The 15849-nt window shown below is 46.4% G+C and carries 10 protein-coding genes; 9 read left to right on the top strand and 1 reads right to left on the bottom strand.

What is annotated here, in order from left to right:
- The first annotated feature begins 946 nt into the window (after positions 1-946).
- From DWX43_RS05580 to DWX43_RS05555, 6 genes are all read left to right on the top strand, one after another.
- Positions 947-2176 carry a dicarboxylate/amino acid:cation symporter gene (locus DWX43_RS05580; RefSeq protein ID WP_118619363.1) on the top strand — a complete coding sequence of 410 codons (1230 nt, stop codon included), beginning with the start codon at positions 947-949 and terminating at the stop codon, positions 2174-2176.
- 131 nt (positions 2177-2307) lie between these two features.
- Positions 2308-3801: an IMP dehydrogenase gene (locus DWX43_RS05575; RefSeq protein ID WP_109729615.1), complete on the top strand. Its 1494-nt coding sequence runs from the start codon at positions 2308-2310 to the stop codon at positions 3799-3801.
- A gap of 201 nt (positions 3802-4002) precedes the next feature.
- The gene (locus tag DWX43_RS05570) at positions 4003-6057 is read left to right on the top strand and encodes a methyl-accepting chemotaxis protein (RefSeq protein ID WP_118619361.1); all 2055 of its coding nucleotides are present in this window, start codon (positions 4003-4005) and stop codon (positions 6055-6057) included.
- A 31-nt stretch (positions 6058-6088) separates the two neighbouring features.
- Positions 6089-9403, top strand: coding sequence for a PAS domain-containing protein (locus DWX43_RS05565; protein WP_118619393.1), 3315 nt, complete (start codon positions 6089-6091; stop codon positions 9401-9403).
- Between the two features lie 71 nt (positions 9404-9474).
- Positions 9475-10329 carry a helix-turn-helix domain-containing protein gene (locus tag DWX43_RS05560; protein WP_118619391.1) on the top strand — a complete coding sequence of 285 codons (855 nt, stop codon included), beginning with the start codon at positions 9475-9477 and terminating at the stop codon, positions 10327-10329.
- Between the two features lie 87 nt (positions 10330-10416).
- The gene (locus DWX43_RS05555) at positions 10417-11376 is read left to right on the top strand and encodes a hypothetical protein (RefSeq protein ID WP_118619389.1); all 960 of its coding nucleotides are present in this window, start codon (positions 10417-10419) and stop codon (positions 11374-11376) included.
- A 24-nt stretch (positions 11377-11400) separates the two neighbouring features.
- Here DWX43_RS05555 and DWX43_RS05550 read toward each other — a convergent pair whose 3' ends face one another.
- The gene (locus DWX43_RS05550; RefSeq protein ID WP_118619359.1) at positions 11401-13812 is read right to left on the bottom strand and encodes a vWA domain-containing protein; all 2412 of its coding nucleotides are present in this window, start codon (positions 13810-13812) and stop codon (positions 11401-11403) included.
- 224 nt (positions 13813-14036) lie between these two features.
- On the opposite strand from DWX43_RS05550, the gene DWX43_RS05545 reads away from it, so the two are divergent.
- The 3 genes from DWX43_RS05545 to DWX43_RS05535 all read left to right on the top strand — a co-directional run bounded on the left by DWX43_RS05545 (position 14037) and on the right by DWX43_RS05535 (position 15817).
- Complete coding sequence (locus DWX43_RS05545) at positions 14037-14609, top strand: TetR/AcrR family transcriptional regulator (RefSeq protein WP_118619357.1); 573 nt, start codon at positions 14037-14039, stop codon at positions 14607-14609.
- A 77-nt stretch (positions 14610-14686) separates the two neighbouring features.
- Positions 14687-14977, top strand: a complete 291-nt coding sequence (locus DWX43_RS05540; RefSeq protein ID WP_118619355.1) for a DUF1330 domain-containing protein — start codon at positions 14687-14689, stop codon at positions 14975-14977.
- 3 nt (positions 14978-14980) lie between these two features.
- On the top strand, positions 14981-15817 hold the full coding sequence (locus tag DWX43_RS05535) for an MBL fold metallo-hydrolase (RefSeq protein WP_118619353.1): 837 nt from the start codon (positions 14981-14983) through the stop codon (positions 15815-15817).
- Positions 15818-15849 lie beyond the last annotated feature (32 nt).

Raw genomic sequence — 15849 nt, 5'->3', positions numbered from 1 at the left:
TTGTGCCTGAGCGAAGCGAAAGGAATGGATATAAGTATGAAGAAGAACCACTTATTTGCCTGAGGCATGTCAGGAAGTTTTGAAGTATTTAAATGCATGATCAGAAGTAAATATATGATCAGGGCAATTATAATGAAAAAATGATAATAACAAAAAGATGTCTTAACTACGGGGACCCGGCTGAAAAAATAATCTGCTGTCCCACATAAAAACAAAATGGTCAGATACAATAGTATCATTAAAAATCTGGAACAGTACAAAAAAGGAAGGTATCTTTTCTTAATAGCTGCCAGGTGGTCATTCAAAGGAAATATCTGTGAAAACATCTGATGATATTCCATATAAGTGAAATGACGAAGATCATTTGTTTTAACCTGACTGTAGAATGGCGCTAAGAAACGAACGAGCAGGCGCTGATAAAAGGACTCTAGTATGAAAATGAGAAAACAGAGCAGAAACATAAAGTTCGTACCTATAAAGAATGGAAACATTGGATGTGAAGGAATCATGACCCAATGAAATTTCAAGGTAAGAAAAATGTTAAAGCAGATACCGGCAAGAATAGTAACAGCGGCCATATATATAGTCCATATTTTTTCATATGGCAAGAGGAGATTAGTTAAAAAAAATTTTATGTCCTTCATTATGTTTCTCCTTTGTGAAGATGTCTTATCTGGTAGCTAGGTCTATTTTACCAGATTTATACAGTGACTTCAATAAAAAACAGAACAGATATTCGAAAAAACACCAGATAAAAGAAATAAAGCAGAAACTAAAGAAGTCAAATTTACATATGATATATGTCCGAAACAATTCACAAATAAGTGAAAGATTTCAGAACATTGTGAATTATCTAACAAATTAATTAGAAAAATAAAGATTGCATTACAATTATAAATATTTTATAATTTGTATATAAAATATATATAAATTGGAGGACGGAATTATGCAGAAACAAAAGAAGCTATCATTGGCAATGCAAATCTTTATCGGGCTGGCACTGGGGATCGTGGCAGGACTTATCTTCATGCTTACCGGTAAGGCAGAGTGGGCGGAGAGCTACATCAAGCCGTTTGGAACGATTTTCCTGAACCTGCTGAAGTTTATCGTTGTTCCTATCGTACTGACATCGATTATTGCGGGGGTTATTTCTATGAGCGATATTCGTAAGGTAGGTTCGATTGGATGGAAGACAGTCGTGTATTATATGTGTACGACTGCATTTGCGGTAGTGATCGGCCTGATTCTGGCAAATGTATTCAAAGGAACATTCCATGTGCTCCAGACGAGCGGACTCGAATATGAGGCAGCAGATTCAGTCAGCTTTATGGATACACTTGTGAATATCTTCCCGTCGAACTTCATCCAGCCGATGGCGGATGCTACGATGCTTCAGGTGATCGTCATTGCGTTGTTTTTTGGTTTTGGAATCATCGTTGCAGGGGAAAAGGGAAAGGCACTGGCAAAAGGGATTAACAGTCTGGCAGATGTGAGCATGGCAGTCATGACAATGATACTGAAGCTTTCCCCATTCGGTGTTTTTTGTCTGATTACACCGGTTGTGGCAGTGAATGGTCCGGAAATTCTGGGTTCTCTGGCAATGGTACTTTTGGCGGCATATATTGCGTACATTATCCATGCAGTTGTGGTATATTCGACAACTGTCAGGACATTAGGCGGGGTCAGCCCCCTGAAGTTCTTTAAGGGCATGGCACCGGCAATGATTATGGGCTTTTCCAGTGCCTCTTCTGTGGGAACACTTCCACTGAATCTGGAATGTGCAGAGAAGCTGGGGGCAAGACGGGATGTGGCTAGCTTTGTACTCCCGCTGGGGGCTACGATTAACATGGACGGTACTGCTATCTATCAGGGCGTCTGTGCTATATTTATCGCAACCTGTTATGGGGTAAACCTGACGCTTGGCCAGATGGTTACGATTGTGCTGACTGCAACTCTTGCGTCTATCGGCACGGCAGGTGTTCCGGGGGCAGGTATGGTCATGCTGGCGATGGTGCTGCAGAGTGTCGGACTTCCCGTGGAAGGAATTGCACTGGTTGCCGGTGTGGACAGAATCTTCGATATGGGAAGGACAACAGTCAATATCACAGGAGATGCTGCCTGCTCCATTATCATCAGCAGGCTGGAGTCTAAGAAAGAAGCAAAGAAAGCAAAATAAATCTGGTAAAACAGCCTCCTTTTTTGGTAACTTTTGGGGTTTTCTGTCAGCGCTGATTGTGGTACGATAGGAACATATAATTCTGAAAATATGTTAATCATAAGAACAGCAGCCAAAAAAGGAGGATTATCATGGCATTTTATTACGAAGAACCATCCAGGACTTTCAGCGAATATCTTTTAATTCCGGGTTACTCATCTGCAGAGTGCATTCCGGCAAAGGTAAGCCTTAAGACACCGCTGGTGAAATACGAAAAAGGACAGGAGCCCGCGATTAGTATCAATATTCCGATGGTTTCTGCAATCATGCAGTCCGTATCCGACGACAGACTGGCAATTGCACTTGCAAGGGAAGGCGGCTTGTCATTTATCTTTGGTTCACAGTCTGTTGAAGACCAGGTGGAGATGATTAAAAAGGTAAAGCGCTACCGTGCAGGGTTTGTAGTAAGTGATTCTAATATTTCACCGGAGATGACTCTTCAGGATGTACTGGAACTCACAGAGCGTACAGGGCATTCAACTATAGCGGTTACGGAGGATGGAAGTCCGAGCGGGAAGCTCTTGGGTATCGTGACGAATAAGGACTACCGGGTAAGCAGGATGGATGCGGATACGAAGGTAAAGGACTTCATGACAAAGCTTGAGAATGTTGTATACGCCGACGAGGATACAACACTGAAAGAGGCCAATGACATCATCTGGGAACACAAGATCAACTGCCTTCCTCTTGTCAACAAGAATCAGGAACTTGTATATCTGGTTTTCCGCAAGGATTATGATACCCATAAGAAGAATGAGAATGAGCTGATTGATGGTTCGAAGAGATATATGGTAGGAGCGGGAATCAATACGAGGGATTATGCAGAGAGAGTTCCGGCGCTGGTGGAAGCCGGGGCTGATGTTCTTTGTATTGATAGTTCAGAAGGATTTTCAGAATGGCAGAAACTGACGATTGACTATATCAGGGAGATGTATGGCGACAGTGTAAAAGTAGGCGCCGGCAATGTAGTCGATGCGGATGGGTTCCGTTTCCTCGCAGAAGCGGGTGCGGACTTTGTAAAAGTCGGAATCGGCGGTGGTGCAATCTGCATCACACGTGAGCAGAAAGGAATCGGAAGGGGACAGGCAACGGCCCTGATCGAGGTGGCAAAAGCGAGAGACGAGTATTATCAGGAGACAGGAATCTATGTACCAATCTGTTCAGACGGCGGAATCGTGCATGATTACCATGTCACACTGGCACTTGCAATGGGAGCCGACTTCGTTATGCTTGGAAGATATTTTGCAAGATTTGACGAAAGCCCGACTAAGAGGGTCAATATCAATGGAAGCTATATGAAGGAATACTGGGGCGAAGGAAGTGCAAGGGCAAGAAACTGGCAGAGATACGATATGGGCGGCGACAAGAAGCTTTCCTTTGAGGAAGGAGTTGACTCCTTTGTTCCTTATGCGGGAAGCCTGAAAGACAATGTCGACCAGACGTTAAGCAAAGTACGCTCTACGATGTGCAACTGCGGTGCACTCACAATTCCGGAACTTCAGGAAAAGGCGAAGATCACACTGGTATCGTCCACAAGTATTGTTGAAGGCGGGGCACATGATGTGACACTCAGAGACAAGAGGTAACGCGGAAAACTTACAGAAGCATAAGATACACATTTTTATCCGGGCAGCGTTCTAGGAAACATAGAGGATGCTGTCCGGATTATTTTCTCCCTGCATATGCGCCGGAATGTAAACTGAAATATGGAATGAAGTATTTCGCGGGTTTTGTATTTATGATATAATGATGCATACATAAGTCTATAGATTACGGGGGCATCCTATATGTCAAATTTGTTAGTTCAGCAGAAGAAAGAAAATGGAAAAAAGAAAAAGTCAAAATCCATTTCATCCAGAATTATTTTGAGTTTACTCGCGGTTATAATTCCTTCGCTCAGTATCCTGATCATTGTATCCTGCATCATGGCCGCAGATAGTATCTCGGGGCTGAATGATGATATCATCAATGTGCAGGCAGATTATGCGGTATCTATAGTGGATGATTTCTTTAACAGCAAGGTGTCCGCAGTCAAGATGTTTGAGGAGAGCGAAGACCTTCAGCGTTATTTTGAGGCAGTTTCATCACCGCAGGATATTGAGTCCTATGAAGGGAAAGCAATTGTTCTGAAAGAACTCTCCGGAGCACTTGACCGTATGGCCGATGAAAAGGTCCTTCAGGTATGGGCGGCGGATATAAGATCGGACAGATATCTGCTTTCAGATGGTGAAACCGTGGAGGCAAATCTGGCAGATACACAATGGTACAGCCAGATTATTACAAATGGAAATACCGTGATTTCAGACCCTTATACGGACCCGGCCACGAATAAAGATATTGTGTCTATTGTATCACCGGTGCGTGTGGATGGCGGGAGTGGTATCACTGGTTTCGTTGGTTTTGATGTTTATGTCAGCAGTCTGAATAAGCTTCTTGCAGACATCAAAGTTGGGGAAAATGGATATCTGGAGATTATTTCCAGCAATTTAGATTATATATACAGTGATGATCCCGATGCAATGGAGAAAAATGTCATGGATCTCGATATCACAGATGAATACAAGCAAAAGGCCGCAGAGAATTACAATGGAGTTATAAAATTTAGTTACAGAGGTACGAAATATATTTCTGTTTTTAAAAACAGTGTTTCAACACAATGGCTTGCAGCCGCAACTCTGCCGGTTTCAGAGGTGAATGCCACCCGTGACAGTCTGATTGCTGTGATGCTCGTTTTATCCGCCATAATAGTGGTGATTTTGATTACGGTGACAATACTGATTATACGCAGGATGCTGAGGCCCCTGGCGGAACTTAGCAGCAACATGGAGGAATTTTCACAGGGCAGCCTGGAAGTGCAGGTCCGTGTCCACAGTGAAGACGAGATCGGCCGGCTTGCTGACAGCGTGCGCTTTTCCATCCAGACATTGAAAGAGATGATAGAAGATGTGTCCGGTACATTGGGTGAGATGGCAAAAGGTGACCTTACCGTTACTACAAAGGATCTTTATATCGGTGACCTGCGTTTTATTAGGGAAGCGCTGCAACAGATTCTGGATTCTTTGAATACTACATTGAACCAGATCAGCAGTTCTGCCGAGCAGGTATCCTGTGGATCTGAACAGGTGTCTGCAGGTGCGCAGGCATTGGCACAGGGAGCTTCGGAGCAGGCAGGGACGGTGGAGAAACTGGCTGTCAGCATCGGCGAGATTACCAGCCAGATCACTTCTAATGCGGAACGGGCCGATGCGGCGAAAAGGCAGGCAGGTCAGGTTGGAAGGGAAGCAGAAGAATGCAATGTAAGGATGCGGGAGATGCTGGGTGCCATGCAGGATATCCGGGAAAGTTCCCGTGAGATCAGTAAGATCTTAAAGACAATAGAGGAGATTGCCTTTCAGACAAATATCCTAGCCCTCAATGCTGCGGTGGAAGCGGCCCGGGCAGGTGAAAGCGGAAGAGGCTTTGCAGTCGTGGCCGGTGAGGTCAGGCAGCTGGCGGAAAAGAGTGCGGATGCGTCGAAGAGTACGGCAGCCCTGATACAGAATTCTCTGCTGGCAGTAGAGAATGGGGCGGGTATTGCAGATGAGACGGCAGATACACTTCAGAACGTGGTGGCGGGAGCAGGCAGGGTGGCCGGTGAGATAGAAGAGATTTCGGCGGCTTCAGCAGAGCAGGCGAGATTTGCAGAACAGATTACGCAAGGGATTGAACAGATTTCCGGCGTTGTCCAGATGAATTCTGCAACGGCCGAGGAAAGTGCGGCGGCCAGTGAGGAGCTTTCAGCCCAGGCTTTACTCTTAAAGGAACTGATTGGGAATTTTAGAATCAGGAAAGAGGACGAATAAAAAAGTATTACAAGAAGCAGGAGCAGCAGACATGAATAAAAATCAGCGGATAGAAGAAGCGAGAAGAATAGCCAGCCTAATGATGCACAAGCATTACTGCGAGCACGATACAAGATGGATTATTGACCATTTTGCAATGCAGATTTCATGGTTCGGGGCCGGGGAAGAGGAATATCTCACAGGGAGGGACAACATTATCACGCAGTTTCGTGAGTTTAAAGAGGGAATACCGGACTGCACGATATCAGACGAGGAATATGAGGTCATTTGTCCGGCTGAGAATATGTATGTCGTATCGGGGCGTATGTGGATTGCGACGAATCCGGATACCGGGATGTATCTCAAAGTCCATCAGAGAGTTACCTTTGTACTTCAGGATACAGAAGATGGAATGAAGTGTGTACACATTCATTGTTCCAACCCTTATCAGGAAATGGTTGAAGGAGAAATTTTCCCGGAAAAAATCGGACGGCAGTCCTTTGATTATGTTCAGGAACGCCTGACTGCATTGGAAGAGGAAATCAAACAGCAGAACCGCCAGCTGGAAGTGATTATGTCTTCTATTGCCGGAGGGCTTAAGATCAGTAATGATGATGACACCTATTCTTTCGCATTTGTCAGCAAAGAGGCGGCGGCCCTCTTTGGATATACGGTGGAAGAATTTATGGAAGTTACAGGCGGGACGGCGGTAGGAACAGTATATCCTCCTGATCTGGATAAAGCACTTGCCGATTGTGCGGAGGCATTCAGGGACGGCGGCCTGACTTATTCTACCCGTTACAGGGTGCGCTGCAGGGATGGCAGTCTGAAGTGGGTGATGGACAGCGGGAAAAAGGCACAGGATGTGGATGGCAGGTGGATGGTCAACAGCCTCTATCTGGATATCACCCGGACAGAGGAGGATGCCCAGCGGCTGAGAGAGCAGACTGAGCTTCTGACAAGTATCTATGATACAGTACCGTGCGGGATTATTCGTTTCGTACAGAGAAATAACGGCGTAAGCCAGCTCATTTCCCTTAATAAGGCAACTGTATCACTCATGGGATACCGTGATATAGAGGAAGGGGTAAACGACTGGCATGACGGCGTACTTGGTGCAGTTCTGGAGGAAGACCAGCAAAAGATCAGAGCACATTATTCAAAGCTTCACCAGACAGGGGACCGGCAGGATCTTGAATACCGTGTGAAGTGGAAAGACGGTTCTATCCACTGGATGGACGGGACGAGCATGATCGTTGGGATGACAGCTGAGAAAGAGCTTATTATACAGAGGACCGTAGTCGATATCACACCCCGGAAAAACCTCCAGCAAAGGCTCAACCGGGAACAGGACCTGTACCGCGTGGCAATGGAGGCGAGTGCGGCAGTCATGTTCGAGTACCTGATGGATACCGATACGTTTATCAGCTATGAACCACAGGCAGGCGGCGGGGTTGTGCGGCATGAGTTGAACCGTTATTCGGAAATCATTCTGGATGAGCAGATTGTGCATCCGGATGACGCCCCCAAGGTGCTTGACAATATCTGCCACGGCCGCAGTGAGGTGTTTGATGTACGCTGTACGACTCCGGGAGGAGAAAGAGGGAAGTTTATATGGTTCCGGGTAAACTGCAGGCTGATCACGGAAGAAGGAAGGCCGGCCCGGGTTGTGGGGGCACTGCAGAATATACACAGCATGAAGTCAAAGCTTTTTGAGAACAGTGAACGTTTATATATGAACCAGTCGGCGCTGCAGGCAATCAACGATGTCTATATCAGCATGTTTTATGTAGACCTCTTTCAGGACAATTATTATGCAGTCCGTATGCCGGAGGTGAACGAAGGGGATATCCTTCCCCGGAGGGGGTCGTTTACAGAGGGATTAAGGAAATACATCCTGCACAGCATCAATCAGGATGACTTAAACAGGGTGGCAGAAATCTGCCAGAGAGAGTGGCTTCTGAATAAACTGACAGGGAAGAATGAACATACAGAAGTCGAATTCCGTCATCAGAATCCTGACCTCTGGCTGAGGCTGGAAATTTACCCGGTTTCTATTGAGAACGGAAAACCAAGGACGATTATCATCGCATTCCGGAACATCAGTGAAGAGAAACAGCGGGAACTGGAATATTATGAAGAAGAAAAAAGGGCCAAAGCAGCTCTGGAGGAAGCATATCACTCACTGGACCGGGCAAACAGGGCCAAGTCGGATTTCTTATCCAGAATGAGCCATGACATCCGGACACCGATGAATGCGATCATGGGAATGACAGCGATTGCGGAAAAGAATATAGGCAGTCAGGAGAAAATCGAGGACTGCCTGCAGAAAATCAGCCTGTCGGGGGCGCACCTGCTGGAATTGATCAATGAAGTGCTGGACATGTCTAAAATAGAATCTGGAAATGTAGGTCTGAATGAGGAACCGATACGGCTGACAGAACTACTGGAAGATGTGTCACAGATTATACAGCCAGAGGCCGGCTCAAAGAAGCAGCATTTTTCAGTAAGTGTAAAAAAAATGGAGCACAATGCCGTTCGTGGTGATGCTGCCCGTGTCAAGCAGGTGCTTCTGAATCTTTTGTCTAATGCGGTGAAGTATACCGGTGAGGAAGGAAATATCAGCATCTGTCTGGAGGAAAAACTATCCAGTGAAAGCGGAGTCGGCTGCTATGAAATTATAGTGGAAGACGATGGAATAGGAATGACGAAAGAGTTTCAGGAAAAATTGTTCCTTCCGTTTGAAAGGGCGGAAGACCCGCGTGTCGGCTGGACTCAGGGAACCGGTCTGGGGCTTGCGATAACAAGGAATCTGGTGCAAATGATGAATGGCACCATCCAGGTGGAAAGCGAAATAAACCGGGGTACAAAATTCATAGTGACCATCTATCTGCAGCTGGTGCCGGAAACGGAGGACGGCAGTGTGCCATGCAGCCAGAAGCCGGATGATATGGAATATGCATTTGAACCGGGTACAAGGGTTCTGCTTGCGGAGGATAATCTGCTGAATCAGGAGATCGTGAAGGAATTACTGGATATGTATGGGATTGAAGTTGTTTGTGCAGCAAACGGACAGGAGGCCGCAGACTTGTTTGAAACGAATCCGCCGGGAACATATGACCTGATCCTGATGGATATCCAGATGCCTGTATTGAACGGTTACGAAGCTACAGAAGTAATCCGTAAGTCAGCGGCAGAGGGGCGGCGTCCGGATGCAGCAGATATTCCGATCATAGCATTGACAGCGAATGCGTTTGCAGATGATGTTTACCGTGCAAAGAAGGCGGGAATGAATGAACATGTGATGAAGCCTATTGAGGTTGACCACCTGATTAGTGTCATGCATCATTATCTGGACCGGAAGTAAATGATACGGGTGAGTCAGACAGCAGGATATAGAACATGTCCCGTACGGACGTAAATAAAGAGGAGACATACATGCTGAACTTTCATACAATATACCATCCTATTACGGCGCGTCCGTTTTTATCGGATCATACATATAAGGAATATCTCCCGGGGGAACCTTTGCGGCCATACATTGCCTGTTACTGGACTACAAACGAAGCAGGTACGGAGGGAACAATTAGGGAGAACCTTGCAAAGACGGCAGGAAGAGAAGTTCTGGTTATTCCGGACACGTGTGTGGATATCATACTTTCGGTCAACCATACGAAGCAGACGATGACTGGTATGCTGTGCGGGATTCAGGACTTACCTTTTACAACCGTGCAGGGAGGGGAAACAGACGTGGTAACTGTTTTTGCCATCCGGTTTCATTTCTGGGCGGTACATCTTTTCCTGAATCTGGAATTTCAGGAGACCCGGAATCTTCATCTTGATATGGATGATCTTGGAAAAGAGTGGAGGTCCCTTTTTGAGCCGTTTTTCTATCTGCTGACGGTGAAGGAAAGAATCGCACGGGTGGAGCAGTTCCTGTACCGTAAATTAGCAGATATGGAACTGAATTCCGATCTGTTTCAGGCGGTTCACAACATACTGGACAGCTCAGGCGGCGTGTCAGTCAGAGGACTATGCGAATCCTGCTGCGTCAGTCCGCGGAAGCTGGAAAGGCTCTTCTTAGGGAAGATCGGGCTGCCTCCGAAAAAGGTTGCCACACTGGTGCGTTACCAGAATGTATGGCATAATCTGGTTACAGACCCTCAGTTCGACATACTGGATGCCGTATACCGGTACGGGTATACAGACCAGTCACACCTGCAAAAAGAGTTCAGGCGGTTCCACGGGACGTCGCCGGAGGAGGCGAGAAAGATCGCACAAAGCTGGAGATAAAAGGAAAATTCAATGTCGTTTTTTTACAATACAGAGTATAGATCGTATGATATGATCACATCTAAAAGACAAATGGAGGAAACGGCATTGAAAACACTTGATCAAAAGGCGTATCAGGAAGTACGCACATGGATGCATAGAAATGCAAGGGAGCTGGAACTGGCCCTGTGGAAATTTCATTTTGAGGGCGGGAGCAGAGAAGAGGTCGTTCAGGCGCTTGCCTGTTATCAGAATGAAGACGGGGGCTTTAGCAGTACCATAGAGCCTGATATTTGGAACCCGGAATCGGCACCGTATAGTGCGGTAGTAGTTACCGGTATCTTAAGAGGGATCGGCTTTTTGGATAATGAAGGGGCCGCACATCCTGTAGTACAGGGGATTCTGCGTTATCTTGACAGCGGTGTACATAGTGATGAAACAGGGTGGCATTTTTCAGTACCGTCCAATGATTTATATGCGCATGCACCCTGGTGGAGTTACAGTGAGGAAAGCAACCGGGTGCAGGATTTAGGACTGACTGCAACGCTGTGTGCGTTTGTACTCGGATATGCAGACAGGGATTCTGCGTTGTTCCAGAAAGCTGCGGGATATACAAAGCAGATTTTGGAAAGGGTATCGGATACAGAGGATTTAGGTGAAATGGGTGCCGGAGGTGTACTGGCCCTGTTGGGAGAGATTATGAGAACCGGCCTTGCAGACTCCTTTGAATGCGGCAGCCTGATGGAAAAGATGGCTGCGGCTGTGAATCAGAGGATAGAGAGAAATCCTGAGAAATGGGCCGGGTATACACCAAGACCGTCAGAATTCATCCCGTCCACTGAAAGTCCTTTCTATAAGGGAAATGAGGAGATCGTGGAAAAAGAACTGGATTATCTGGTGGAGACGAGGAATCCGGGCGGAGTCTGGAATATTACATGGAACTGGTTTAATTTGGGAGAAAAGTATGCGAAGGAATTCGCGATCAGTGAAAACTGGTGGATGGGTGTCAAAGCTATTGATATCATGTTGTTTTTACGGAATTTTGGAAGAATATCTGCCCCCGTTTAGGGGGCAGTTGTTACGATATAGCAATTAGCAGGGAACATAGTAAAGTTTCAGTATATTTTCCCCTTCGCACAAATGAAGATGATACGGTATGGCACAGACGAATTTCCAGCATGGGAGGCACCGGATATGGTCGTGTGCTGAGATGACCGAACAGGCAGCCACATCTGTAACGAGCAGGTCTGGGCAAATACGCTGTCCCGTACATTTATCCAGATACTCTACGGTATAATAAGCAGTGTCATCATGTACGATCACGGAGGCATTGTCGTAGAGATAAGTGTCTCCTGTTTCCAGCACCGCGAAATCAGAGACAGTACCCTCACCGCAGGAGGTTTTGTAGCCGGCCGTAAATTCGGCCGTACTCTGGGCGGGCACAGTGAAATTTTCAGCGATGATGAGACGGTCAGGGTTTGAACGGGCCTCTTCTATGGTCTGAACCCCTCTGACATCATACAGAAGCGGGAACACTGCATCAGAGTCCGTATAATTGTGTACTTCAAAACGGTAATAAACGGTCTGGCAGGCTGTGACGGAAATGGATTTATAGAATACATCATCCGTGGCGGTCCCGGCATATTTTTCAATCGTATAGTCTGCGTTACAGGATACTATAGGAGTAGGGAAGTGCAGTGTGCGCAGCGGATTATCATAAGTAAGCAGTGGAGAGTCGGCTGTCAGATGGTTTGGCTCAAGGAAGGACACGGCAGTTTCGGAATCCTTGTTTGTATGCAGGTGTGATCCGTGGGCCGCCCCTTTTGCACGGATATGATAGGTCAGCCGGATGTGGGTCCTGCTTTCCGGTGCAGCGGGAGCGTAGGGCAGGTCCCCAAGGTTTATGGTAATAATACCGTCCTGGACATTCTGGTCACTGATATCGGGCAGCAGGGCCGGTTTTTGATAGACAGTATACTCAGGGTCCGAGGGGTCCGTAATATTGGGGGCACTGATAGATTTTAATTTTAATGTATCCTGCGTTCCGAAGATTCGGAGTGAACCGGGAACATATTCGAAAAGTGCGGTGTTAATGGAATCAGTGACCGTAACCTGAAGACTTCCGGTAAGAATTAACAGATTACGTGCAAGACGCTTCAGTTCTTCAATAATAGGATTCTGTGAGCTGTCTTCGGCGGCCTCATGCAGGTAGGAACCCGTAGTGGCAATTGTACGCAGAATATCCAGAACGTCCTCTCTTGTGTACGGCCCCGGGGACTGTGCATCAATTTCGATACCAAGGACAAACAGGGAAGCATTGCCGCCGGAAGGCGATTTGATTTCCACGGCAGTCTCATAGGCACGCTGCATGGCAAGCAGCAGTTCCTCATTGTTGGCAGAGCGGCTGGCAACCTCTGAAATCAGGTTTGGAACAGTCTGTTTAAGATAAAGGAAGTATTTCCATATCCCGCCCGGAATATCGGGGAGGAAATCACTGTCCGTACTTCCCGGTGCTGCATATATATCCGGATAACTGGGATTGATGGAACGGTTTGCCTGCCCGTCAGTGATCAGTATGACAGCCCGGCGCAGTATATCATCGGACTGTGCAAATCCCGGAGTTTTGAAAAGTGTACAGGCTTCGTTTAATCCAGCCTGTGTGTTTGTGTCTTCCCCATAAGGGATGGCCCAGATCAGATTTTCCAGTATCGTATTATTCTCATAGCCGGTGTCGTTCATGCTGTAAGGAAGCTGCTCTGAAGTAAGCGGGGCACCGGAGGCAACTGATTCTATAAGGTTTCCGTTGTATGCAGATGGATTCTGTGCATAGACCGTGCTGAGGTAACCCGCCAGCACTGTATCAGGCCGTGCAGAGCCATCTTCATTGTAAATGTCAGAATACTGGATTTTGTAATAGTTATAATAATTGTACAGGCTCAGATTGGCGCTGGCAGCTAATGGCTCAGACTGTGCCATATAGGCGGGGATATCTGTAGTCGAAACAAAAGAGCCGTTGCGGTATCCCAGAATCTGGCCAATATAGTTGCCGCTGGTGGTTGAACGGCGCCATGTGAAAAGTGTTCCCAGATAATTGTATGAGAGTCCGCCAAAGGGATTGGGAATGTAGGCATCCCGCGCATAGGGAACAATGGTGATGCGGGTTTCTTTGTTTTGTTCCCAGAGTAATTGGATAGTCTGGATAAGCGCCCGCTTTGCCAGTGCCATTTTCCTGCTTTTTCCCGACATCATACTGGCAGTGACGTCAAGTACAAAAACCACATCCAGAGAGTGGGGAGGATAATAAGAGTAGACAGGGGGACTGGCTTCGATATCCAGTGTGACAGTAGCAGAGCAGTCACCAATGGCCCCCTTTGAAATGCGCAGCAGGTCATGAAAGGTAAGGATGCCTCCGCTGCCTTTATCGTGTCCGGCATCATAAACGGATGTCAGTCCGGAGGTATTCCAGTAATCGGGATCAGACGGATCACCGGTTAAACGTATCATATCATAGCCTCCAATGGAGACGGGGTTTTGTTTACCAGGGCCCTGGTATGGGCATGGGATTTTTGTTTCAGGCATAAGTTCTCCGATCCGCCGCCGTGAGGCGGCAAAATGCAGCTTGTTCTTAATTAGTATATGAATAACGATGAAATGGGTACTTGATTTGACAATCAGAAAGAAAAATGCTATGATGCAAGTAAGTACTTGCATAAGGGAGGAAGGCAGCTATGCTTGATGAAACACAGCTTAAGATCATAGATGCAGCTATGTCATTGATTATGGAGCGCAGCTATCCCTCCACGACTACAAAGGACATTGCATTCCGTGCAGGGGTGAACGAATGCACGATATTCAGGAAGTTTAAGGGCAAGAAGGAGATCGTGCTTTCTGCCATGACACTGCCGGAATGGAATCCCTGTCTGAAGGAAGCAGATTTTAAGTATGAGGGCAGTCTGGAAAAGGACCTGCTGCATTTTGCAGAGGTATATATGAGAAAAGTGACGCCGCGCATGGTAAAGGTATCACTTGGGCTTCGCGTACCCGAGCTGTATCAGGATACATCGGAGGGAATTTTAAAAGTGCCCCAGCTGTTTAAGAATGTGCTGGTCAGGTATTTTCAGGAGATGAAGGCAGATGGAAAGCTTCCGGATGTGGATTGTGAGAGCCTTTCTATGATGTTTTTATCTATGAATTTCGGCTTCGTTTTTCTGGATGCATCCTTTGGGAAACAGCTTACGGAACTTGAGAAAGAGAAGTATATACGCGAAAGTGTGCATGTATTTGTACAGGGAATTTCGTAAAGCTAATGGTGCTTAAAAAGGCACCATTCCTTTATAATTATCATGCAAGTGAACACTTGCATAGAAAGGAGGGTATTATGGTTTATTTTGTAGCTGAAACTTATATTGACAGTCAAAAAGGAAGAGGGGAGTATGACGATTATATCCGTAGTGTAAGACCGATAGTAGAAAAGTATGAAGGGCGTTATCTGGTACGTACAGAAAAGATACAGCCTTTAACAGGTAAGTGGAAGCCAGAGAGATTTATTATCATCGAGTGGGACACGAGAGAACAGCTTGAATCCTGTTTCCAGTCAGAGGAATATAGAAAAATCGCAGTCAAAAGGGAGAATTCTGTAGATTCAAGAGCAATTATTATGGAGGGATAAGAGATGGAAGTATGCAGAAATGTACATCAGATCAGAGTTGATTTTCAGATTACAGAGACTGTGAAAAGATATGCATATGTATATCTGGTTACCGGTCAGTCATGCTGTCTGATTGATTCAGGAGTGGCAGGGAGTGAAAAGGTCATTGCAAGGTATATGAGAGATATCGGGCGTGATATGACAGAAATAAAAGCCATTTTTCTGACACACGCACACCCGGACCATATCGGTGGGGCAGCCGCTGTTCAAAATAATTCCGGCTGTAAGGTGTATGCCTCAGAAGAGGCAAAAAGGTGGACAGAGGATATTGATTTACAATTTCAGGAGCGTCCGATCCCAGGTTTTTATACATTGGTAAATGAAGCTGTTTCTGTAGATGAAACCGTAAGGGATAATGACTGCATTTTTTTGGAGGATGGGATTACTTTTCAGGTTCTGGATTCAAAGGGACATTCCAATGGGTCTGTATCTTACCTATTGAAGGAAAAGGGGGTACTGTTCTGTGGAGATGCAATACCTGTACAGGATGAGTTTCCTATTTTTACAGAGTTGGACAAGAGCAGAAGTACGCTGGAGCGGCTGGGAAATCTCAGCGGTACCCGGTATTGTTGTCCGGCATGGGATCATGTATACGGAGAGCAGGAATTTAGCCAGAAGGTATCTGCAGCAGAAACATTGCTGCGAAAATTAGAGGATTGCGTGCGGGATGTACATTGCAAATATCCGGAGATATCAGAGAAAGAATTGGCAGAAGCGGCAGGGAATCGAATGGGTTGGAAGGATATGGCGGTAAACCCCCTGTTTCTAAGAAGCATCAAAGCCTGTCTGGAATCAGAATAAAGGATGGCCTGCCGTTCATAAGCAGCGGCAGG

It is taken from the genome of Clostridium sp. AF19-22AC (assembly GCF_003479085.1).
In the GTDB taxonomy this organism is placed as follows: domain Bacteria; phylum Bacillota; class Clostridia; order Lachnospirales; family Lachnospiraceae; genus Faecalicatena_A; species Faecalicatena_A orotica.
The sequence above is the reverse complement of the archived record's forward strand: the minus strand, read 5'-3'. Positions and strand labels throughout refer to the sequence as shown.